We start from the raw sequence: 21,163 nt of genomic DNA, 5'->3' as shown, positions 1-21,163 counted from the left end.
CTCGCGAAGAGGCCCTCAAATTCCCCAAAAATTTCACGCCTTGCGGAACAGTCCATGACCCAGCCGACCAACCTGACCGTCGAAGCCGGCCTGCAAGCCGAACAGGATTTGCTGGCCTCAATCTGCAGTGGCGATTCAGAATTCGGTCTTCTGTTCTGGCAACCCAGCGATCAAGCATTGGTCATGCCGCGCCGCTTGAATCGACTGCCCGGTTTCGATGCCGCTTGCGAAGTATCGGCTGCAGCAGGTTGGCCAGTCCTCTTGCGTGAAACCGGCGGTGAACCCGTGCCGCAATCGGCATCAACCATCAACATCGCGCTGGTCTACGCGCCACCCCGCAGCGAGGGCGACCAGAACCGCATCGAAACCGCCTATCGGCGTCTCTGCGATCCGATTTGTCAGCTACTGGATGAGCAGGGTGGCGTCTCATCGTTGGGCGAAGTGGACGGCGCATTTTGCGATGGCCGATTCAACGTCAATCTCGACGGTCGCAAGATGGTCGGCACCGCTCAGCGCTGGCGCCAGAGCAAGGGCGGTTCGCGCCCGGTCGGTTTGGTGCACGGTGCTTTGTTGCTGGATAACGAGCGCGAATCGATGGTCGCGGCGGTCAATCGCTTCAACGAGGCATGCGGTCTGGAACAGCGGGTTCGTGCCGAGAGCCACATCGCCTTGCATGAAAAATTTGCGGCGCCCGAGGCGCTGGAGCGGCTCGACGCGCTCTATCGTCAGTTGCTGGCGGACATGTTCAGGGCTTAGCGTGTACCGAAGACCACCATGGTCTTGCCTTTGACGTCCACCAGGTTGCGTTCCTCCAGGTCCTTGAGGACGCGGCCAACCATCTCCCGGGAACACCCGACAATCCGCCCGATTTCCTGACGGGTCACCTTGATCTGCATGCCATCGGGGTGGGTCATGGCGTCTGGCTGTTTGCACAGTTCCAGCAAGCAACGCGCAACGCGACCGGTGACGTCGAAGAACGCCAGGTCACCGACCTTGCGGGTGGTGTTGCGCAGGCGCTGTGCGATTTGTCCGCTGAGTACGTAAAGAATGTCTGGATCTTGCTGGGACAACTCGCGGAATTTCGCGTAGCTGATTTCCGCGACTTCGCACTCGATCTTCGCGCGCACCCAGGCGCTGCGTTCCTGTTCCCGGCCGGCCTGTTCAAACAGACCCAGCTCACCGAAAAAGTCCCCGGCGTTCAGGTAGGCAATGATCATTTCACGGCCGTCGTCATCCTCGATCAGGATGGTGACCGAGCCTTTGATGATGAAGAACAGCGTCTCCGAGCGGTCGCCGGCACAAATGATGTTGCTTTTAGCGGCATAACGACGGCGCTGACAATGCATCAACAACTTGTCGACGTTTTTGATTTTGGGTGTAGGGGCAATACCAACCATGGTTGTATCCCGAAAAGACTGCAGGGTGTGTTTGGTTTTTTTATGAGGCACTGAGGTTGCTGCGAAGCTGGCTATGCGCCAGCGAATTGGCGCCAGCTTAACAGACACTTCCTGCAATATTCGAGCATTTACCTACGCAGCAGATGGCTATGTCCTAGGACGGCGAGCGCTGTCAATCAAGGGCCCTGTGCTAAGCTGGCGACCCTTTTTTAGACAGTGGAGTCTTGGCGATGAAGGCACGCATCCAATGGGCTGGCGAAGCCATGTTCCTCGGCGAATCCGGCAGCGGTCATGTCGTGGTCATGGACGGTCCACCCGATGCCGGTGGTCGTAACCTGGGTGTCCGGCCGATGGAAATGCTCCTGCTGGGTGTCGGCGGTTGCAGCAATTTCGATGTGGTCAGCATCCTCAAGAAGTCCCGTCAGGCCGTTGAAAGCTGCGAAGCCTTCCTCGAAGCCGAGCGCGCGACCGAGGACCCGAAGGTCTTCACCAAGATCCACATGCATTTCGTGGTCAAGGGGCGCGGGCTCAAAGAAGCCCAGGTCAAACGCGCCATCGAGCTGTCTGCCGAGAAGTATTGCTCGGCGTCGATCATGCTCGGCGCGGCCGGTGTTGCGATTACCCACGACTACGAAATCATCGAACTCGGTTGAATCGACATTCAACTATCATAAAAGCAGTGCAGACTCTGGCGATCCCAAGCTGACGTCTGCATAATGCGCCACTTTTTTCAGGGTAGTGGTCCGTCAGTCGACAGACCGCTTGCCCGAACAGACAACCAAAATCGCCATCGCGAAGAGGTGTTAACCGTCCTACGCAGGTGCGTCGTCCGCATTTGACGGGCATGCTTGATCACGCGGCCCGGGCCGCAATACATAGAGAGTTTTTAACGGTGAAAAGCAAACTCAAGCTCCACGGGTTCAATAACCTGACCAAGACCTTGAGCTTCAACATCTATGACATCTGCTACGCGGAAACCCCGCAAGACCAGCAGGCTTACGTCGAGTACATCAATGAAGAGTACAACGCGAAGCGCCTGACGCAGATCCTCACAGAAGTTGTCGATATCATTGGTGCCAACATCCTGAACATCGCCAGTCAGGACTACGACCCACAGGGCGCCAGCGTCACGATTCTGATCTCGGAAGAGCCGGTGACCCCGACCGACAGCCAGATCGAAGAATCCCCGGGCCCGTTGCCCGAGATTATCCTGGCCCACCTCGACAAGAGCCACATCACGGTGCACACCTACCCGGAAATCCATCCGGACGACGGCATTGCAACCTTCCGTGTGGACATTGACGTTTCGACCTGTGGCGTCATTTCACCGCTTAAAGCGCTCAACTTCCTCATTCACCAGTTCGATTCGGACATCGTGACCGTGGATTATCGTGTGCGCGGTTTCACCCGTGACGTCGAAGGCAATAAGCACTTCATCGATCACGAGATCAACTCGATTCAGAACTACCTCTCCGACGACACCCGCGACGCGTACCAGATGACCGACGTGAACGTGTACCAGGAAAACCTGTTCCACACCAAAATGCTGTTGAAGAACTTCGAACTGGATAACTACCTGTTCGGTGATGCGACCAACAACCTGTCCCCTGAGCAACGTGCTCAAGTGACTGATCGTGTGAAACACGAAATGCTCGAAATCTTCTACGCGCGCAACATGCCGACCTAAGCTTTTCGAACACAAAAAAAGGCGACTCCCTCACGGCAGTCGCCTTTTTTATGTCTTGCCCTTGTAGGAGCAAGCTTGCTCGCGATGGACGTTAACGATAACGCGTGTTTGCTGGATAAACGCGTTGCCCTCAGGTTTATCGCGAGCGAGCTCGCTCCTACAGGTCAGATCCGATAAGTACTCTTGGTCATCACCTTGGCCATCAAGCTCATTCCAAACTTCACCGGCGCCGGAAAACGAAAGCCCCCGGCTTCCAATGCACTTTCAGCATGGTGCTCTTCATCAATACGCATCTGCTCAAGAATCGCCCGAGACTTTTCGTCCTTGGCCGGCAATTGCTCAAGGTGTTCATTCAAATGCTTGCACACCTGATGCTCCGTAGCGGCGACGAACCCCAAGCTGACTTTGTCGCTGATCAATCCGGCCACTGCGCCAATCCCGAACGACATGCCGTAGAACAGCGGGTTGAGAATGCTGGTGTGGCTGCCCAACTGTTTGATGCGTTGTTCGCACCAGACCAGATGGTCGACTTCTTCTTCGGCGGCATGTTCCATGGCGGCGCGCACCTGCGGCAGCTTGGCGGTCAGGGCCTGGCCCTGATACAGCGCCTGGGCGCAGACTTCGCCGGTATGGTTGATGCGCATCAGACCGGCAACGTGCCGGGTGTCTTCGTCGCTCATTTGTGCTTCCGGCTGCACAATAGCGGGGGATGGACGGTACGGCTGGCCGCTGAAGGGCAGCAGGGTACGCATCGCGGCATCGGCTTGCAGCAGAAGACGGTCGATCGGCGAGTAGTGACGTTGGGTAGTCATGCTGAACTCCGGGAAGAATCTCGGTGAGCAGTTTAACCCAATCGGCCGGGGAAGGTTTGCGCTGGGTCATTTCCAGAGGGTATTACCCTGGAGGAGCGAGCTTGCTCGCGATGGTCGTTAACGATAACGCGTGTTTACTGATTAAACGCGGCGCTCTTGAATCCATCGCGAGCAAGCTCGCTCCTACAGGGACGCGGGGTGAATCAACCCGGCGGCCAGTGCATCTGGCGCTGACCCAGCACGTGCATGTGAATGTGATAGACGGTCTGCCCACCCAAATCATTGCAGTTCATGACGACACGAAAACCTTCTTCGCAACCCAGTTCCAGCGCCAGGCGCTGGGCGGTGAACAGAATATGCCCGGCCAAAGCCTTGTCGTCCTCGGTGAGGTCGTTGAGGGTGCGCACCGGCTTCTTCGGGATCACCAGAAAATGCACTGGCGCCTGTGGGGCGATGTCGTGGAAGGCCAGTACCTGGTCGTCCTCGTAAATGATCTTGGCCGGGATTTCCCGGTTGATGATCTTGGTGAACAGAGTATCCACAGCTGTTTCTCCGTTATTTGGCTGGCCTGAGTGTACTCATCGGGTATCGCCGAGCCCAGCCTTTTGCCTTGAAGGTTGATCAGCGCGGGCAGTAGGCCTTGTTGACCATGCCCACGATTGTCCGGGTCAACCAGCGTGAGCCAAGCCGTGGCAGGAAGGCGAACCAGCGGTTCAGGCGACCCGGAATGATAATGGCGCGATTTTTATCCAGCGCCCGCACGGTATAAAGCGCGACTTCCTCGGGACTCATCAGCAGTTTGCTGTCGACCAGTTTGTCGGTGTCCAGTTGTGCGGTGCGGAAAAACGCCGTGCGGGTCGGGCCGGGGCAGAGCACCGACACCTTGACCGCGCATTTCTTCAACTCGACGCGCAAGCCTTCGGAAAAGTGCAGCACATACGCCTTGCTGGCGTAGTAAGTGCTCATCCACGGGCCGGGATGGAAGGCCGCGACCGAGGCGACATTCAAGATCTGCCCGCCACCCTGCAACGCCATGCTGTTACCGATGGCGTGGCACAGGCGAGTGAGTGCGAGGATGTTCACTTCGATCAGGTCTTGTTCAGTCATCCAGTCCTGCGCCAGGAAGGGGCCGCAGGTACCGATGCCGGCGCAGTTCACCAGCAGGTCGATCTGCCGGTCGCCTTCTTCCAGCTCCAGCAGAAATCCGGACAGCCGCAGCGGTTCGCCGAGGTCGCAGGCGCGGAACAACACTTCCACGCCAAACCGTTGGGTCAGTTCAATCGCAATAGTTTCCAGCTGATCACGCTGTCGGGCCACCAGAATCAGGCTGCGGCCACGCCGGGCCAGCGCTTCGGCCATCGCCAGGCCGATGCCGCTGGAAGCGCCAGTGATCAGAGCGTAACGGGTCATGCAGTTCTCCATCGCAACAGCTCCGCGCCGGCGACGCAGGTGTCACGGGCGGGGAGCGCTGTTCATTCTTTCGCAGAGTCTACAGGGGCCGGGGGTTCTTCGGCTTCCTCGTCTGCGGAATCGGGTACTTGTTCAGCCTCTGAGGCTGTCTCGACTTCGACTTCATCGGTCGTGACTGAGCCACTTTCGTAGCTGCTCTCGGTGGTGCTTTCGTATTCATTTTGCAGGGCACCGATACCGCCGGTGATTGCGCCAATGAAGACAACAGTGACGAATACCAGCCAAAGCGCGCAAAGCACTTTTACTGCGGTGGTGTTGGCTGGTGGTGGTGCGCCGTATTGGTTGGCTGCGGCATTGCCCGGCAGTACCGCGAGTAAAATCGGGAAAAGCCCGCCCACGAATGGCACCAGAGTCAGCAGATACAACCAGCCAGACCAGCCTAGGTCATGCAGGCGTTGAACGCTGATTTGAATGCTGACAACAATGAACGCGATGCACACCGCGGTGCCGACCAGCCCGCCGATCACCAGACCGACCGTCGAGGTCAGGGCGATCAGCGACAAACCGATGGAAATGAACACCCCGGCAACACCCATCAGCACCAGCATCAAGGCCATCGTCCACGCCAGATAGCGCAAACGGCCGATGCGTCCTGCGAAGGTGAACGCCTTGAGTGTGCCGAACGCGGGTAGCACCTCACCGACTGTCGCGCGCGGTGGCGCATAAGGTGATTCGGCGTCTGGCGATGCCCATTGGTTGGGCGCAGGGGATGGCTCGTGAACGTCGGACATGTTCAGTTCAATGGACGGTTCGCTTTCGATACGGGCATCGATGCCGGTTTTCGTCAGCGCCTGAAGGTAGGTTTGTGCGTCTGTCTGCGACAGGCCTTGCTTGAGCGCAACCTTTTGCCCGGTAAACAGCCGTTCGATGGCCGCTACTTCGCTTTTGTACAACGCCGCCAGATTGAGTTTGGCAGTGGTGATATCGATCCCCGGCAGCAGAGCGCCGTCGAATACGATCTTGAAACGGTTGTCGTTCATTGCGAGGCATCCTTGTCGCGAGTGTTCGGATAGTTAGGGTGTTGCGAGCCGGAGTGTAAGGCCAGCCGGGGATGGCTGGCCAAGTTTTCCTGTCAGCGCGGCCAGCGTTTCGGTAGCTGTGCTGCCAGTTCCAGTGCCTTGCGGTATTCAGCGTCCAGCCGGGCGACCAATTGATCCACGCTCGGCAAATCATCGATCTCCCCGACGCCCTGGCCGGCGGACCACACGGTTTTCCACGCCTTGGCTTCATCGCTCAACGGTTTGAGCTTGGAGCCGAAGTTGACTTCACCCTTGCCTTGCAATGCCGCCATGTCGAAACCGGCAGCTTCCAGGCTCTGGCGCATAAAGCTCGCCGGCACGCCCGACACCGCTGGAGTATGGATGATGTCTGCCGCTCTGGAGGTCAGCAGCATCTCTTTATAGGCGTCAGGGGCGTGACTTTCAGCGGTGCCGATAAATCGCGTACCGAAGTAGGCCAGATCCGCACCGAGCAATTGCGCAGCCAGAATCTCGTGGCCGTGGTTCAGACAGCCGGCCAGCAGCAGCGTCTTGTCGAAAAACTGGCGGATTTCGGCAATCAACGAGAACGGGCTCCAGGTGCCGGCGTGTCCACCGGCCCCCGCGGCCACGGCAATCAAGCCATCGACGCCAGCTTCGGCGGCTTTCTCTGCATGGCGACGGGTCGTCACGTCATGGAAGACCAGGCCGCCATAGCTGTGAACGGCATCGACCAGCTCTTTCACGGCGCCGAGGCTGGTAATCACGATCGGCACCTTGTGCTCGATGCAGATGTCCAGGTCCGCCTGCAGCCGCGGGTTACTGTTGTGGACGATCAGGTTCACGGCATAAGGCGCGGGGTTATCCAGTGTCGCCAGGCCAGCTTCGATTTCTTCCAGCCAGGCCTTGAAGCCGCTGCTCTCACGCTGGTTCAGCGCGGGAAAGCTGCCCACCACGCCATTACGGCAGCAGGCGAGCACCAATTGCGGATTGGAAATCAGAAACATCGGCGCCGCCACGACGGGCAAACGCAAACGTTGTTCGAGCAAAGCGGGCAGCGACATTGGAAGTACCCCGGTAAGTGGTGCCGATTGAAGTTAGAACGGTCGAACGACGACCAGAATTACGATAGCCAGCAATATCAGAACCGGCACTTCATTGAACCAGCGATAAAAGACATGGCTGCGGGTGTTCTCGCCACGGGCAAAACGTTTTACCTGCGCGCCGCACATGTGGTGGTAGCCGATCAGGATCACCACCAGCGTCAATTTGGCGTGAATCCACGCACCCTGACTGAAGATGCCTGGGTTCAGGCCGATCAGCGCGATGCCGAAAATCAGGGTGGCGATCATCGCCGGCCCCATGATGCCGCGGTACAGCTTGCGCTCCATCAGGCTGAAGCGTTCTTTGCTGACAGCGTCTTCGCTTTGGGCGTGATAGACGAACAGGCGCGGCAAGTAGAACAGGCCGGCAAACCAGCAGACCATACTGATGATGTGAAGCGCTTTGAGCCACAGATAAAGCATTTTTGGTTATTCCCAAGTTCACGGTAGCGAAGATAGTAGAGGGTAGAGCGTCCGCACGTCACCTTGACGGTTGTCGCAGGACGATGCGGGCCCTATTATCGACGGCTTTCCAGTGGGTTCGTTGAGGGCAGGTTTATGGTCAAGGTCGGTATCGTCGGCGGCACGGGTTACACCGGTGTCGAACTGCTGCGTCTGTTGGCACAGCATCCGCAGGCAGAAGTGGTCGTGATCACTTCCCGATCCGAGGCCGGTCTGGCCGTGGCTGATATGTACCCGAACCTGCGCGGTCATTACGATGGCCTGGCGTTCAGCGTTCCGGACGTCAAGACCCTGGGTGCCTGCGACGTGGTGTTCTTCGCCACGCCTCACGGTGTTGCCCATGCGTTGGCGGGTGAACTGCTGGCGGCGGGGACCAAGGTCATCGACCTGTCGGCGGACTTCCGTCTGCAAGACGCAGATGAGTGGGCAAAGTGGTACGGCCAGCCTCACGGTGCGCCGCAGCTGCTGGAAGAAGCCGTCTACGGTTTGCCGGAAGTCAATCGCGAGCAGATCAAACAGGCTCGCCTGATCGCCGTGCCGGGTTGCTACCCGACCGCCACGCAATTGGGTTTCCTGCCATTGCTCGAAGCGGGTCTGGCCGATACCACTCGCTTGATCGCTGACTGCAAATCCGGCGTCAGCGGTGCTGGCCGTGGCGCTTCCGTAGGTTCGCTGTACTCCGAGACGTCGGAAAGCATGAAGGCCTACGCCGTCAAAGGTCACCGTCACTTGCCGGAAATTCGCCAGGGGCTGCGTCGCGCAGCAGGCAAGGACGTCGGTCTGACCTTCGTTCCGCACCTGACCCCGATGATTCGCGGCATTCACTCGACGCTCTACGCGACGGTCGTGGATCGCTCGGTGGATCTGCAGGCGCTATTTGAAAAGCGCTATGCCAACGAACCGTTCGTTGATGTGATGCCAGCAGGCAGCCACCCGGAAACCCGCAGCGTGCGCGGTGCCAACGTCTGCCGTATCGCCGTGCATCGTCCGCAGGACGGTGATCTGGTGGTGGTGTTGTCGGTGATCGATAACCTGGTCAAAGGCGCGTCGGGTCAGGCAGTGCAGAACCTGAACATCCTGTTTGGGCTGGATGAGCGTCTGGGCCTGTCCCACGCCGGCATGTTGCCGTAAGGTTTTATCCCGCTCAGCAAAAAGGCCCGTCGAACGGGCCTTTTTGCATTTCCAGCCGGTAATCGGGTTTATTGATATACCGTAACAATAGTTGACCGCTTTTCTAGGAGAAGCGGATAATGCGCGTCATCACGCATTATGGCGGCGTAACGCCGGGAGATAGTCAGCATGAGCGTCGAATCCTTCACCCCCACCGCTTTGCAATTCACCCAAGGTGCCGCGCACAAGGTGAAGAGCCTGGTCGATGAAGAGGGGAATGATCGCTTGAAGCTGCGCGTATTCGTTACGGGCGGCGGTTGTTCAGGTTTTCAATACGGCTTCACCTTCGATGAAGAAGTGGCCGATGACGACACCATCGTCGAGCGCGAAGGTGTGAGCCTGGTCGTCGATCCGATGAGCTTCCAGTACCTGGCAGGCGCCGAGGTGGATTATCAGGAAGGTCTGGAAGGTTCGCGTTTCGTGATCAAGAACCCGAACGCCAGCACCACGTGTGGCTGCGGTTCTTCGTTCTCGATCTGATCGCGCTTTACCGCATTATCAAACGCCGCATGGCCTCAGGGCTCTGCGGCGTTTTGCTGTCCGGGTGCTGTTGGGATAGTCAGGCGGGGTAGATGGCGCCGAGTACGCGCAAGCCGCGGGCGCCGGTGACGCTTGGGCGGTTGGCGGCGATGCCTTGGAGGCAGCAGTGGGCCAGCCAGGCGAAAGCCATGGCTTCAACCCAGTCCGGGTCAACACCGTGAGTGGCTGTGCTGCTGACTTTCGCGTTCGGCACCAGGCTGGCCAGGCGGTTCATCAGTGTGGCGTTGTGCGCGCCGCCACCGCAGACCAGCAACTCCCGGGTATCCGATTGAGCGCTTTGCAGCGATTCGATGATGGTCAGTGCGGTCAGTTCCAGCAGCGTTGCCTGTACGTTTTCGGCGGCGAAGGTCGGCAGTTTTGATAGATGCTGAGTCAGCCATGGCAGGTTGAACACTTCGCGGCCGGTGCTTTTTGGGCCTTTGGTCACGAAGAATGGATCGCTGAGCAGTGCTTTCAACAGAGCAGGTTCGACCTTGCCGCTGGCAGCCCATTGGCCGTCGCGATCAAAGTTCTCGCCCCGTTGTTGATGAATCCAGGCGTCCAGCAATACGTTCCCCGGGCCGCAGTCGAAGCCCGCAACGGGTTTGCCGGGCTCGATCAGGCTGAGGTTGCTGAAGCCGCCAACATTCAGTACCGCACGGTTGCCGGCCTGTTCTTCAAACAAGGCTTCGTGAAAGGCGGGAACCAGTGGAGCGCCTTGACCGCCTGCGGCCACATCGCGGCTGCGGAAGTCGCTGACCACGGTGATGCCGGTCAATTCGGTCAGCAGGGCAGGGTTGCCGATCTGCACCGTGAAGCCGCGCGCAGGTTCGTGGCGAATGGTCTGGCCGTGGCTGCCAATCGCGCGAATGTCTTCGGGTTCCAGCTTTTGTCGATCAAGAAGGGTGTGAATGCCTTGTGCCGCCAGCTTCACCCAGTTCTGCTGGGCGATGGCGGAGCGGGCAATCTCGTCCGGGCCGCTGGCGCACAAGCCAAGCAGCTCGGCGCGCATTGAATCAGGCATGGGAATGTAGTGCGTGGCGATCAGCTTGATCGCCGGGGTCAGTTCGACCAGTGCGATGTCCAGGCCGTCGAGGCTGGTTCCGGACATCACACCTATATAGAGCGTCATGGCTTAGCGCTTGCTCGAAGCCAGTTGGGTGGATTTCTCTTGGTCCATGCGCGCCATCAGCGGCTGACTCTGCGCGAGGAAGCGAGCGCGTTCTGCTTTGGAAATCGGATCGGCCATCGCGACTTTTTGACCCAGCGGATCGACGTGAACGCCATTGACCTGGAACTCGTAGTGCAAATGCGGGCCAGTAGACAGGCCGGTGGTGCCGATGTAGCCAATCACTTGACCCTGCTTGACAGAGCTACCGGTCTGGACACCTTTGGCGAAGCCCTGCATGTGGCCATACAGCGTACGGTAAGTGTTGCCATGCTGAATGATCACGGTGTTGCCATAACCGCCGCGACGGCCGGCCAACAACACTTTGCCGTCACCGGCCGCCTTGATTGGCGTGCCGCGCGGAGCAGCGTAGTCGACACCTTTGTGGGCACGGATCTTGTTCAGGATCGGGTGCTTGCGGCCCATCGAGAACTTCGAGCTGATGCGGGCGAAGTCTACCGGCGTCCGGATAAACGCCTTGCGCATGCTGTTGCCGTCAGCGGTGTAGTAGCTGCTGTTACCTTGTTTGTTCGTGTAACGCACGGCAGTGTAGGTCTTGCCGCGGTTGGTGAAGCGCGCTGAGAGGATCGGCCCGTTGCCGACGGCCTTGCCGTTGACAACCTTCTGCTCATAGATCACGTCGAACTCGTCACCTTGGCGAATATCCTGAGCGAAGTCGACGTCGTAGCCAAACACACTGGCCATGTCCATGGTCAGGCTATGGGACAGACCGGCGCGAGCGGCAGATTGCGACAGCGAGCTGTTGATCACGCCATGAACGTAAGCAGAACGCACGGTAGGCTTCGCGGTGATGCGGTTGAACACATAACCCTTGTCATTCTTGGTCAGGGTGATGCTTTCAAGGTCGCTGACCTTGCTGTGCAGATTGGTCAGTTGGCCTTCAGGGCTCAGTTCGAATTCGAGTTTCTGGCCATGCTTGAGCTGGCTGAATTGCTTGGCTTGCTTGTCGCTGGCCAGTATTTCATGCACCGAAGCGGCCGGGAGACCGACTTTCTCGAACAGGGTGGAGAGCGTGTCACCTTTGGCGACGATCACTTCCCTGTGGTTGGGCGCCTTCTGTTCTTCGACAACCGGCTCGGGTGCGGCCTGGGCGGTTTCCTGGGGCTCTTCGGCGCTGTTTTCGATCTGCGCGAAAGGGGAAGTTGCCGGCTCATTTGTGGCTTGGACCGCTTCGGCGGCGTCTTGATCTTGTGTCAGTTGTTCAGCAGGGCTTTCCAGTTCAAGACTCAGGGTCGTCTTTTTGGCTTCTACATCACTGGAAGGAAATACCAGAAGCGCCAGGCTCAGAAGAGCGGCGATGCCACTTGCTGCGAGCAGGTGGGTCTTCGGGTAAAGCGGTGGCGCTTTAGACGATTCTTTGGTCATAGGTAATTTTGACTTTGAAAAAAGATGAATTGGAAAAGATGAATGACATGATGAAGATGAAATAACTGTATAAAATATAACCAAATCATCTCTGAAGCAAGTCCGTGGTCACTCTGCCAGCGGATTGGCGTCATTGCGCCGGCCAAACTTTGTATTTGACGCGTGATCTTGTATGGTTGGTTCCCTTTGAATTCGAGCCTTGCGGGTCTGTTATGAAGTCGGTTGAAGAGCAGCTAGCGCTGATCAAACGTGGTGCGGAAGAACTGTTGGTCGAGTCCGAGCTGATCGAAAAGCTCAAGCGTGGCCAGCCGCTACGTATTAAGGCAGGCTTCGATCCGACTGCGCCGGATTTGCACCTGGGTCACACCGTGCTTATTAATAAGCTGCGTCAGTTTCAGGAACTGGGGCATCAGGTGATCTTCCTTATAGGTGACTTCACCGGGATGATCGGTGATCCGAGCGGCAAGAGCGCAACACGTCCACCGCTTACCCGTGAGCAGGTTCTCGAGAATGCCGAGACCTACAAGACTCAAGTCTTCAAGATTCTTGATCCGGCGAAAACCGAAGTGGCGTTCAACTCCACCTGGATGGATCAGATGTCGCCGGCCGACTTCATTCGCCTGACATCGCAGTACACCGTTGCTCGCATGCTCGAGCGCGACGACTTCGACAAGCGCTACACGACCAACCAGCCAATTGCCATTCACGAGTTCCTCTATCCGCTGGTTCAGGGTTACGACTCGGTCGCCTTGCGCGCGGATGTCGAGTTGGGTGGCACCGACCAGAAGTTCAACCTGCTGATGGGGCGTGAGCTGCAGCGTGGTTATGGTCAGGAGCCTCAGTGCATTCTGACCATGCCGTTGCTCGAAGGTCTGGATGGCGTGAAGAAGATGTCCAAATCCCTGGGCAACTATGTCGGCATCCAGGAAGCGCCGGGTGTGATGTACAGCAAGCTGGTTTCCATTCCGGACGTGCTGATGTGGCGTTACTTCGAATTGCTCAGCTTCCGCTCCATGGATGAGATCGATGCGTTCCGCGCTGATGTCGAGGCGGGCGCCAATCCGCGTGACATCAAGATCAAGCTGGCCGAAGAGATTGTGGCGCGCTTCCATGGTGAAGAGGCGGCGGCCAATGCCCATCGTGGGGCGGGCAACCGTATGAAGGATGGCGAGTTGCCGGATGATCTACCGGAAATCGAGTTGACCGCTACTGAAGACATGCCGATTGCTGCCGTCCTTAATAAGGCAGGCCTGGTGAAGAACTCGGCGGTGGCGCGTGATCTCCTGAATTCTGGCGGTGTGCGTATAGATGGTGAGGTTGTCGATCGCACCTTTATATACGTACTGGGCGCGACCCATGTTTGCCAGGCTGGAAAGAAGGCATTTGCACGTATTTCGCTTAAACCCGAGTAAAGCTGGAAATAGGGGTTGACGGCAGATTCTGGAAGTCTATAATTCGCCCCACTTCCGGCGCAGTCGAAACGGAAAACTCCTTGGTAAACAAAGAGTTACGCAGTTTTCGGCAGTGAGTTGCTTCAGATCATCGAAGCCCAGAAGGAGTTGGTAAGGCAGTATGTTTTCGCCTTATTGACGGTTCGATCGTCTCGGTCGAAAGCGGAGAAAAAGAGGTGTTGACAGCAGCGAGTAACGCTGTAGAATTCGCCTCCCGCTAACGAGAGATCGGAAGCGCAAGTGGTTGAAGTTGCAAAGGAAACTTTGAAAACTTCGCAAAATAACCGCTTGACAGATACAGAGGACGCTGTAGAATGCGCGCCTCGGTTGAGACGAAAGATCTTAACCAACCGCTCTTTAACAACTGAATCAAGCAATTCGTGTGGGTGCTTGTGGAGTCAGACTGATAGTCAACAAGATTATCAGCATCACAAGTTGCTCCGCGAGAAATCAAAGATGTAACCAACGATTGCTGAGCCAAGTTTAGGGTTTCTTAAAAACCCAAAGATGTTTGAACTGAAGAGTTTGATCATGGCTCAGATTGAACGCTGGCGGCAGGCCTAACACATGCAAGTCGAGCGGTAGAGAGAAGCTTGCTTCTCTTGAGAGCGGCGGACGGGTGAGTAATGCCTAGGAATCTGCCTGGTAGTGGGGGATAACGCTCGGAAACGGACGCTAATACCGCATACGTCCTACGGGAGAAAGCAGGGGACCTTCGGGCCTTGCGCTATCAGATGAGCCTAGGTCGGATTAGCTAGTTGGTGAGGTAATGGCTCACCAAGGCGACGATCCGTAACTGGTCTGAGAGGATGATCAGTCACACTGGAACTGAGACACGGTCCAGACTCCTACGGGAGGCAGCAGTGGGGAATATTGGACAATGGGCGAAAGCCTGATCCAGCCATGCCGCGTGTGTGAAGAAGGTCTTCGGATTGTAAAGCACTTTAAGTTGGGAGGAAGGGCAGTAAATTAATACTTTGCTGTTTTGACGTTACCGACAGAATAAGCACCGGCTAACTCTGTGCCAGCAGCCGCGGTAATACAGAGGGTGCAAGCGTTAATCGGAATTACTGGGCGTAAAGCGCGCGTAGGTGGTTTGTTAAGTTGGATGTGAAAGCCCCGGGCTCAACCTGGGAACTGCATTCAAAACTGACAAGCTAGAGTATGGTAGAGGGTGGTGGAATTTCCTGTGTAGCGGTGAAATGCGTAGATATAGGAAGGAACACCAGTGGCGAAGGCGACCACCTGGACTGATACTGACACTGAGGTGCGAAAGCGTGGGGAGCAAACAGGATTAGATACCCTGGTAGTCCACGCCGTAAACGATGTCAACTAGCCGTTGGGAGCCTTGAGCTCTTAGTGGCGCAGCTAACGCATTAAGTTGACCGCCTGGGGAGTACGGCCGCAAGGTTAAAACTCAAATGAATTGACGGGGGCCCGCACAAGCGGTGGAGCATGTGGTTTAATTCGAAGCAACGCGAAGAACCTTACCAGGCCTTGACATCCAATGAACTTTCCAGAGATGGATTGGTGCCTTCGGGAACATTGAGACAGGTGCTGCATGGCTGTCGTCAGCTCGTGTCGTGAGATGTTGGGTTAAGTCCCGTAACGAGCGCAACCCTTGTCCTTAGTTACCAGCACGTAATGGTGGGCACTCTAAGGAGACTGCCGGTGACAAACCGGAGGAAGGTGGGGATGACGTCAAGTCATCATGGCCCTTACGGCCTGGGCTACACACGTGCTACAATGGTCGGTACAGAGGGTTGCCAAGCCGCGAGGTGGAGCTAATCCCACAAAACCGATCGTAGTCCGGATCGCAGTCTGCAACTCGACTGCGTGAAGTCGGAATCGCTAGTAATCGCGAATCAGAATGTCGCGGTGAATACGTTCCCGGGCCTTGTACACACCGCCCGTCACACCATGGGAGTGGGTTGCACCAGAAGTAGCTAGTCTAACCTTCGGGAGGACGGTTACCACGGTGTGATTCATGACTGGGGTGAAGTCGTAACAAGGTAGCCGTAGGGGAACCTGCGGCTGGATCACCTCCTTAATCGACGACATCAGCTGCTCCATAAGTTCCCACACGAATTGCTTGATTCATTGAAGAAGACGATAGAAGCAGCTTTAAGCTCCAAGCTGATAGCTCAACGCTAACAGTTACGCGCTCGAAATTGGGTCTGTAGCTCAGTTGGTTAGAGCGCACCCCTGATAAGGGTGAGGTCGGCAGTTCGAATCTGCCCAGACCCACCAATTTTGTATGGGGCCATAGCTCAGCTGGGAGAGCGCCTGCCTTGCACGCAGGAGGTCAACGGTTCGATCCCGTTTGGCTCCACCATTAACTGCTTCTACTTGTTAGAGTTTAGAAATGAATATTCGGGAATGAATATTGATTTCTAGTCTTTGATTAGATCGTTCTTTAAAAATTTGGGTATGTGATAGAAAGATAGACTGAACGTTACTTTCACTGGTAACGGATCAGGCTAAGGTAAAATTTGTGAGTTTAATCGCGAATTTTCGGCGAATGTCGTCTTCACAGTATAACCAGATTGCTTGGGGTTATATGGTCAAGTGAAGAAGCGCATACGGTGGATGCCTTGGCAGTCAGAGGCGATGAAAGACGTGGTAGCCTGCGAAAAGCTTCGGGGAGTCGGCAAACAGACTGTGATCCGGAGATGTCTGAATGGGGGAACCCACCTAACATAAGTTAGGTATCTTAAGCTGAATACATAGGCTTAAGAAGCGAACCAGGGGAACTGAAACATCTAAGTACCCTGAGGAAAAGAAATCAACCGAGATTCCCTTAGTAGTGGCGAGCGAACGGGGACCAGCCCTTAAGTGGCTTTGAGATTAGCGGAACGCTCTGGAAAGTGCGGCCATAGTGGGTGATAGCCCTGTACGCGAAAATCTCTTGGTCATGAAATCGAGTAGGACGGAGCACGAGAAACTTTGTCTGAATATGGGGGGACCATCCTCCAAGGCTAAATACTACTGACTGACCGATAGTGAACTAGTACCGTGAGGGAAAGGCGAAAAGAACCCCGGAGAGGGGAGTGAAATAGATCCTGAAACCGTATGCGTACAAGCAGTGGGAGCCCACTTTGTTGGGTGACTGCGTACCTTTTGTATAATGGGTCAGCGACTTATTTTCAGTGGCGAGCTTAACCGAATAGGGGAGGCGTAGCGAAAGCGAGTCTTAATAGGGCGTCTAGTCGCTGGGAATAGACCCGAAACCGGGCGATCTATCCATGGGCAGGTTGAAGGTTGGGTAACACTAACTGGAGGACCGAACCGACTACCGTTGAAAAGTTAGCGGATGACCTGTGGATCGGAGTGAAAGGCTAATCAAGCTCGGAGATAGCTGGTTCTCCTCGAAAGCTATTTAGGTAGCGCCTCATGTATCACTGTAGGGGGTAGAGCACTGTTTCGGCTAGGGGGTCATCCCGACTTACCAAACCGATGCAAACTCCGAATACCTACAAGTGCCGAGCATGGGAGACACACGGCGGGTGCTAACGTCCGTCGTGAAAAGGGAAACAACCCAGACCGTCAGCTAAGGTCCCAAAGTTATGGTTAAGTGGGAAACGATGTGGGAAGGCTTAGACAGCTAGGAGGTTGGCTTAGAAGCAGCCACCCTTTAAAGAAAGCGTAATAGCTCACTAGTCGAGTCGGCCTGCGCGGAAGATGTAACGGGGCTCAAACCATACACCGAAGCTACGGGTATCACTTAGGTGATGCGGTAGAGGAGCGTTCTGTAAGCCTGTGAAGGTGAGTTGAGAAGCTTGCTGGAGGTATCAGAAGTGCGAATGCTGACATGAGTAACGACAATGGGTGTGAAAAACACCCACGCCGAAAGACCAAGGTTTCCTGCGCAACGTTAATCGACGCAGGGTTAGTCGGTCCCTAAGGCGAGGCTGAAAAGCGTAGTCGATGGAAAACAGGTTAATATTCCTGTACTTCTGGTTATTGCGATGGAGGGACGGAGAAGGCTAGGCCAGCTTGGCGTTGGTTGTCCAAGTTTAAGGTGGTAGGCTGGAATCTTAGGTAAATCCGGGATTCCAAGGCCGAGAGCTGATGACGAGTGTTCTTTTAGAACACGAAGTGGTTGATGCCATGCTTCCAAGAAAAGCTTCTAAGCTTCAGGTAACCAGGAACCGTACCCCAAACCGACACAGGTGGTTGGGTAGAGAATACCAAGGCGCTTGAGAGAACTCGGGTGAAGGAACTAGGCAAAATGGCACCGTAACTTCGGGAGAAGGTGCGCCGGTGAGGGTGAAGGACTTGCTCCGTAAGCCCATGCCGGTCGAAGATACCAGGCCGCTGCGACTGTTTATTAAAAACACAGCACTCTGCAAACACGAAAGTGGACGTATAGGGTGTGACGCCTGCCCGGTGCCGGAAGGTTAATTGATGGGGTTAGCTAACGCGAAGCTCTTGATCGAAGCCCCGGTAAACGGCGGCCGTAACTATAACGGTCCTAAGGTAGCGAAATTCCTTGTCGGGTAAGTTCCGACCTGCACGAATGGCGTAACGATGGCGGCGCTGTCTCCACCCGAGACTCAGTGAAATTGAAATCGCTGTGAAGATGCAGTGTATCCGCGGCTAGACGGAAAGACCCCGTGAACCTTTACTATAGCTTTGCACTGGACTTTGAATTTGCTTGTGTAGGATAGGTGGGAGGCTTTGAAGCGTGGACGCCAGTTCGCGTGGAGCCAACCTTGAAATACCACCCTGGCAACTTTGAGGTTCTAACTCAGGTCCGTTATCCGGATCGAGGACAGTGTATGGTGGGTAGTTTGACTGGGGCGGTCTCCTCCTAAAGAGTAACGGAGGAGTACGAAGGTGCGCTCAGACCGGTCGGAAATCGGTCGTAGAGTATAAAGGCAAAAGCGCGCTTGACTGCGAGACAGACACGTCGAGCAGGTACGAAAGTAGGTCTTAGTGATCCGGTGGTTCTGTATGGAAGGGCCATCGCTCAACGGATAAAAGGTACTCCGGGGATAACAGGCTGATACCGCCCAAGAGTTCATATCGACGGCGGTGTTTGGCACCTCGATGTCGGCTCATCACATCCTGGGGCTGAAGCCGGTCCCAAGGGTATGGCTGTTCGCCATTTAAAGTGGTACGCGAGCTGGGTTTAGAACGTCGTGAGACAGTTCGGTCCCTATCTGCCGTGGACGTTTGAGATTTGAGAGGGGCTGCTCCTAGTACGAGAGGACCGGAGTGGACGAACCTCTGGTGTTCCGGTTGTCACGCCAGTGGCATTGCCGGGTAGCTATGTTCGGAATAGATAACCGCTGAAAGCATCTAAGCGGGAAACTAGCCTCAAGATGAGATCTCACTGGGACCTTGAGTCCCCTGAAGGGCCGTCGAAGACTACGACGTTGATAGGTTGGGTGTGTAAGCGCTGTGAGGCGTTGAGCTAACCAATACTAATTGCCCGTGAGGCTTGACCATATAACACCCAAGCAATTTGACTACTCGAGAGAGCATCAGATTGCGGTGTGTGAAGACGCAATGAACCGAAAGTTCGAGAGCAACACACAAATCTATTGCATACCCAATTTGCTGAAGCGTCGAAAGACGGTTCGGTACCCGAATTTCTTGACGACCATAGAGCATTGGAACCACCTGATCCCATCCCGAACTCAGCAGTGAAACGATGCATCGCCGATGGTAGTGTGGGGTTTCCCCATGTGAGAGTAGGTCATCGTCAAGATTAAATTCCGAAACCCCTATCTGCGTATGCAGGTAGGGGTTTTGTTTTGCCCGCAGGAAAATCTGCCCAGTACGGTTTCTATGCAACAGCTCAAGGCGTGGCTATCATGCGGGCCTCATTGTGAGGCGAGACTTGAATGCTGACATTGTTAAAGCTTCTTAAGGATGGCCGATTCCATTCAGGTCAGGCCCTGGGCGCCGCTTTGGGTGTCAGTCGTAGTGCTGTATGGAAACAGCTTCAGCTTTTAGAAGCTGAACTTGGCTTGTCCATCCACAAAGTGCGAGGGCGCGGTTATCAACTGGCTTCGCCGTTGACTCTGCTTGATTCTGCCGCGATAGCAGAGCAGGCGCCTTCTTGTGATTGGCCCATTCTGATTTTCGATTCAATTGACTCCACGAATGCTGAAGCGCTGCGTGCAATTGATCGTGGCCAAGCATCGCCATTCCTTGTGCTCGCCGAGCGGCAGACGTCTGGTCGTGGGCGCCGTGGGCGTAAGTGGGCGAGTCCTTTTGCGGAAAATATCTATTACAGTCTGGTGCTGCGTATTGATGGTGGCATGCGCCAACTGGAAGGCCTGAGCCTTGTTGTCGGGCTTGCTGTCATGCAAACCCTGAGAGGACTGGGTGTTTCAGATGCGGGATTGAAGTGGCCGAACGATGTTCTGGTTGGTCAGAAAAAAATCGCGGGAATATTGCTCGAGTTGGTCGGAGATCCTGCTGATGTGTGTCACGTGGTGCTGGGTGTTGGAATAAATGTGAATATGCAGATGACCGATGAGGTTGATCAGCAGTGGACATCCATGCGGCTAGAGTCGGGGCGGGCATTCGATCGCAATCAACTGGTCGCGCGGTTGGGTCAGATGCTCCAGGTATATTTGGGTCGGCATCAGGTTGACGGATTTCCTGCTATCCAGGCTGAGTGGGAGCAAAATCATCTATGGCAGGGACGGGCGGTCTCGTTGATCGCTGGTGTTAACCAAATAGATGGCGAAGTGCTGGGTATTGATAGTCAGGGTGCTCTGCGCTTGAAGGTGGGTGGTGTGGAAAAAGTCTTTAGTGGTGGTGAGCTCAGCTTGAGGTTGCGTGATGATTCTTGAGCTCGACTGCGGAAACAGTTTCATCAAGTGGCGAGTACTTGGCGTGGATGCGCGCCAGACGGTCGGTGAAGGCGTCGTCGATTCGAATCTCGCATTGCTGGAGAGTTTGAATGCGCTCAAGGGGAAGGGGCTTGCTCTCAAGTTCTGTCGGTTGGTCAGTGTCAGAACGGTCGAGGAAACCGGTGCGTTGGTTTCTCTGCTGACAGAGACTTTTGAAGTGTCGGTAGCTTGCGCGGCCCCTGCTCGCGAAATGTCTGGCGTTCGCAATGGTTACGAGGAGTTCGAGCGCCTGGGGCTAGATCGCTGGCTGGCGATGCTAGGAGGATTCCACTTGGCCTCGCGTGCTTGCCTGGTGCTGGATTTCGGCACTGCTGTCACTGCGGATTACGTCGCCAGTGATGGAGAGCATCTCGGAGGATTCATTTGTCCGGGTATGCCGTTGATGCGGAATCAGTTGCGTACCCATACCCGTAAAATTCGTTATGGAGATCTCGCTGCTGAGCGCGCTATGGAAAGTCTCGTCCCGGGTCGGACAACCGTCGAAGCGGTTGAGCGGGGTTGCTCGCTGATGCTCAGGGGGTTTGTTCTGACTCAGCTAGAGCTCGCGCGTAGCTACTGGGGGGCAGATTTTTCCGTTTTCCTTACTGGTGGAGATGCAGGGCTGGTTTCCGAGATCGTGCCTGAGGCCAGAGTGGTTCCAGATCTGGTATTTGTAGGTTTGGCTATGGCATGTCCTTTGTCCTGAGGTT

17 protein-coding genes, 2 tRNA genes and 3 rRNA genes are annotated in these 21,163 nt (G+C 55.9%); 13 read left to right on the top strand and 9 right to left on the bottom strand.

Translation table 11 applies throughout. The features are described 5' to 3' along the window. Positions 1–54: 54 nt before the first annotated feature. The gene (locus ACA073_RS23795; protein ID WP_497399904.1) at positions 55–756 is read left to right on the top strand and encodes a lipoate--protein ligase family protein; all 702 of its coding nucleotides are present in this window, start codon (positions 55–57) and stop codon (positions 754–756) included. Here the strand turns inward: ACA073_RS23795 and crp are convergent. Continuing rightward, the gene (gene crp / locus ACA073_RS23790; RefSeq protein ID WP_497399902.1) at positions 753–1,397 is read right to left on the bottom strand and encodes a cAMP-activated global transcriptional regulator CRP; all 645 of its coding nucleotides are present in this window, start codon (positions 1,395–1,397) and stop codon (positions 753–755) included. The genes ACA073_RS23795 and crp overlap by 4 nt on opposite strands. A gap of 230 nt (positions 1,398–1,627) precedes the next feature. Here crp and ACA073_RS23785 point away from each other — a divergent pair, with 230 nt between their 5' ends. Both ACA073_RS23785 and speD read left to right on the top strand, forming a co-directional pair. Further along, positions 1,628–2,050, top strand: a complete 423-nt coding sequence (locus ACA073_RS23785) for an OsmC family protein (RefSeq protein WP_007941657.1) — start codon at positions 1,628–1,630, stop codon at positions 2,048–2,050. A gap of 239 nt (positions 2,051–2,289) precedes the next feature. Then, complete coding sequence (gene speD, locus ACA073_RS23780; protein WP_131061017.1) at positions 2,290–3,084, top strand: adenosylmethionine decarboxylase; 795 nt, start codon at positions 2,290–2,292, stop codon at positions 3,082–3,084. A 164-nt stretch (positions 3,085–3,248) separates the two neighbouring features. Here the strand turns inward: speD and coq7 are convergent, their stop codons facing one another. The 6 genes from coq7 to hemJ form a co-directional block, all read right to left on the bottom strand. Further along, entirely contained in the window at positions 3,249–3,896 is a 648-nt protein-coding gene (coq7, locus tag ACA073_RS23775) for a 2-polyprenyl-3-methyl-6-methoxy-1,4-benzoquinone monooxygenase (protein WP_497399899.1), read from the bottom strand. 203 nt (positions 3,897–4,099) lie between these two features. After that, a complete protein-coding gene (locus ACA073_RS23770) occupies positions 4,100–4,438 on the bottom strand; it encodes a histidine triad nucleotide-binding protein (RefSeq protein WP_497399897.1) in 339 nt (112 codons plus the stop codon). 79 nt (positions 4,439–4,517) lie between these two features. Continuing rightward, positions 4,518–5,306 (bottom strand): SDR family NAD(P)-dependent oxidoreductase, encoded by a 789-nt coding sequence (locus ACA073_RS23765; protein WP_497399895.1) that lies wholly within the window; start codon positions 5,304–5,306, stop codon positions 4,518–4,520. A gap of 62 nt (positions 5,307–5,368) precedes the next feature. Next, positions 5,369–6,346 carry a DUF805 domain-containing protein gene (locus ACA073_RS23760; RefSeq protein ID WP_497399893.1) on the bottom strand — a complete coding sequence of 326 codons (978 nt, stop codon included), beginning with the start codon at positions 6,344–6,346 and terminating at the stop codon, positions 5,369–5,371. A gap of 92 nt (positions 6,347–6,438) precedes the next feature. Further along, positions 6,439–7,407: an NAD(P)H-dependent flavin oxidoreductase gene (locus ACA073_RS23755; RefSeq protein WP_461952986.1), complete on the bottom strand. Its 969-nt coding sequence runs from the start codon at positions 7,405–7,407 to the stop codon at positions 6,439–6,441. A 33-nt stretch (positions 7,408–7,440) separates the two neighbouring features. Further along, entirely contained in the window at positions 7,441–7,869 is a 429-nt protein-coding gene (gene hemJ / locus ACA073_RS23750) for a protoporphyrinogen oxidase HemJ (protein ID WP_497399891.1), read from the bottom strand. Between the two features lie 135 nt (positions 7,870–8,004). On the opposite strand from hemJ, the gene argC reads away from it, so the two are divergent. Together argC and erpA are read left to right on the top strand one after the other, a co-directional pair. Further along, the gene (gene argC, locus ACA073_RS23745; RefSeq protein ID WP_497399889.1) at positions 8,005–9,039 is read left to right on the top strand and encodes an N-acetyl-gamma-glutamyl-phosphate reductase; all 1,035 of its coding nucleotides are present in this window, start codon (positions 8,005–8,007) and stop codon (positions 9,037–9,039) included. Between the two features lie 168 nt (positions 9,040–9,207). After that, positions 9,208–9,558 (top strand): iron-sulfur cluster insertion protein ErpA, encoded by a 351-nt coding sequence (erpA, locus tag ACA073_RS23740; RefSeq protein WP_497399887.1) that lies wholly within the window; start codon positions 9,208–9,210, stop codon positions 9,556–9,558. Between the two features lie 79 nt (positions 9,559–9,637). Here the strand turns inward: erpA and ACA073_RS23735 are convergent, their stop codons facing one another. Continuing rightward, positions 9,638–10,729: an anhydro-N-acetylmuramic acid kinase gene (locus ACA073_RS23735; RefSeq protein WP_497399885.1), complete on the bottom strand. Its 1,092-nt coding sequence runs from the start codon at positions 10,727–10,729 to the stop codon at positions 9,638–9,640. Between the two features lie 3 nt (positions 10,730–10,732). Next, positions 10,733–12,151, bottom strand: coding sequence for a peptidoglycan DD-metalloendopeptidase family protein (locus ACA073_RS23730; protein WP_497399883.1), 1,419 nt, complete (start codon positions 12,149–12,151; stop codon positions 10,733–10,735). 212 nt (positions 12,152–12,363) lie between these two features. Here ACA073_RS23730 and tyrS point away from each other — a divergent pair, with 212 nt between their 5' ends. The 8 genes from tyrS (at position 12,364) to ACA073_RS23690 (ending at position 21,159) form a co-directional block, all read left to right on the top strand. Next, positions 12,364–13,563 (top strand): tyrosine--tRNA ligase, encoded by a 1,200-nt coding sequence (tyrS, locus tag ACA073_RS23725; protein ID WP_497399881.1) that lies wholly within the window; start codon positions 12,364–12,366, stop codon positions 13,561–13,563. A gap of 552 nt (positions 13,564–14,115) precedes the next feature. Beyond that, a 16S ribosomal RNA gene (locus ACA073_RS23720) occupies positions 14,116–15,652 on the top strand. Between the two features lie 123 nt (positions 15,653–15,775). Next, positions 15,776–15,852: transfer RNA gene (locus ACA073_RS23715), tRNA-Ile, on the top strand. A 9-nt stretch (positions 15,853–15,861) separates the two neighbouring features. Continuing rightward, a tRNA-Ala gene (locus ACA073_RS23710) sits at positions 15,862–15,937 on the top strand. A 227-nt stretch (positions 15,938–16,164) separates the two neighbouring features. Beyond that, positions 16,165–19,056 (top strand): 23S ribosomal RNA (locus ACA073_RS23705). A 146-nt stretch (positions 19,057–19,202) separates the two neighbouring features. After that, positions 19,203–19,318: ribosomal RNA gene (gene rrf, locus ACA073_RS23700) — 5S ribosomal RNA — on the top strand. Together the 16S, 23S and 5S rRNA genes with 2 tRNA genes alongside form the textbook arrangement of a ribosomal RNA operon. A gap of 136 nt (positions 19,319–19,454) precedes the next feature. Next, entirely contained in the window at positions 19,455–20,414 is a 960-nt protein-coding gene (birA, locus tag ACA073_RS23695; RefSeq protein WP_497399879.1) for a bifunctional biotin--[acetyl-CoA-carboxylase] ligase/biotin operon repressor BirA, read from the top strand. Further along, entirely contained in the window at positions 20,404–21,159 is a 756-nt protein-coding gene (locus ACA073_RS23690; RefSeq protein ID WP_497399877.1) for a pantothenate kinase, read from the top strand. Before birA ends, ACA073_RS23690 begins: the two co-directional genes overlap by 11 nt. Positions 21,160–21,163 lie beyond the last annotated feature (4 nt).

This window comes from Pseudomonas sp. LBUM1670 (genome assembly GCF_059695695.1).
This window is presented reverse-complemented; position numbering and strand designations above follow the sequence as displayed.

What these genes read in the sequence shown, in the direction of transcription:
- hemJ (WP_497399891.1), bottom strand. Translation starts at nt 7,869, where the DNA reads ATGCTTTATCTGTGGCTCAAAGCGCTTCACATCATCAGTATGGTCTGC.
- ACA073_RS23760 (WP_497399893.1), bottom strand. Translation starts at nt 6,346, where the DNA reads ATGAACGACAACCGTTTCAAGATCGTATTCGACGGCGCTCTGCTGCCG.
- ACA073_RS23730 (WP_497399883.1), bottom strand. Translation starts at nt 12,151, where the DNA reads ATGACCAAAGAATCGTCTAAAGCGCCACCGCTTTACCCGAAGACCCAC.
- ACA073_RS23785 (WP_007941657.1), top strand. Translation starts at nt 1,628, where the DNA reads ATGAAGGCACGCATCCAATGGGCTGGCGAAGCCATGTTCCTCGGCGAA.
- ACA073_RS23735 (WP_497399885.1), bottom strand. Translation starts at nt 10,729, where the DNA reads ATGACGCTCTATATAGGTGTGATGTCCGGAACCAGCCTCGACGGCCTG.
- argC (WP_497399889.1), top strand. Translation starts at nt 8,005, where the DNA reads ATGGTCAAGGTCGGTATCGTCGGCGGCACGGGTTACACCGGTGTCGAA.
- ACA073_RS23765 (WP_497399895.1), bottom strand. Translation starts at nt 5,306, where the DNA reads ATGACCCGTTACGCTCTGATCACTGGCGCTTCCAGCGGCATCGGCCTG.
- erpA (WP_497399887.1), top strand. Translation starts at nt 9,208, where the DNA reads ATGAGCGTCGAATCCTTCACCCCCACCGCTTTGCAATTCACCCAAGGT.
- birA (WP_497399879.1), top strand. Translation starts at nt 19,455, where the DNA reads ATGCTGACATTGTTAAAGCTTCTTAAGGATGGCCGATTCCATTCAGGT.
- tyrS (WP_497399881.1), top strand. Translation starts at nt 12,364, where the DNA reads ATGAAGTCGGTTGAAGAGCAGCTAGCGCTGATCAAACGTGGTGCGGAA.
- crp (WP_497399902.1), bottom strand. Translation starts at nt 1,397, where the DNA reads ATGGTTGGTATTGCCCCTACACCCAAAATCAAAAACGTCGACAAGTTG.
- coq7 (WP_497399899.1), bottom strand. Translation starts at nt 3,896, where the DNA reads ATGACTACCCAACGTCACTACTCGCCGATCGACCGTCTTCTGCTGCAA.
- ACA073_RS23755 (WP_461952986.1), bottom strand. Translation starts at nt 7,407, where the DNA reads ATGTCGCTGCCCGCTTTGCTCGAACAACGTTTGCGTTTGCCCGTCGTG.
- ACA073_RS23795 (WP_497399904.1), top strand. Translation starts at nt 55, where the DNA reads ATGACCCAGCCGACCAACCTGACCGTCGAAGCCGGCCTGCAAGCCGAA.
- ACA073_RS23690 (WP_497399877.1), top strand. Translation starts at nt 20,404, where the DNA reads ATGATTCTTGAGCTCGACTGCGGAAACAGTTTCATCAAGTGGCGAGTA.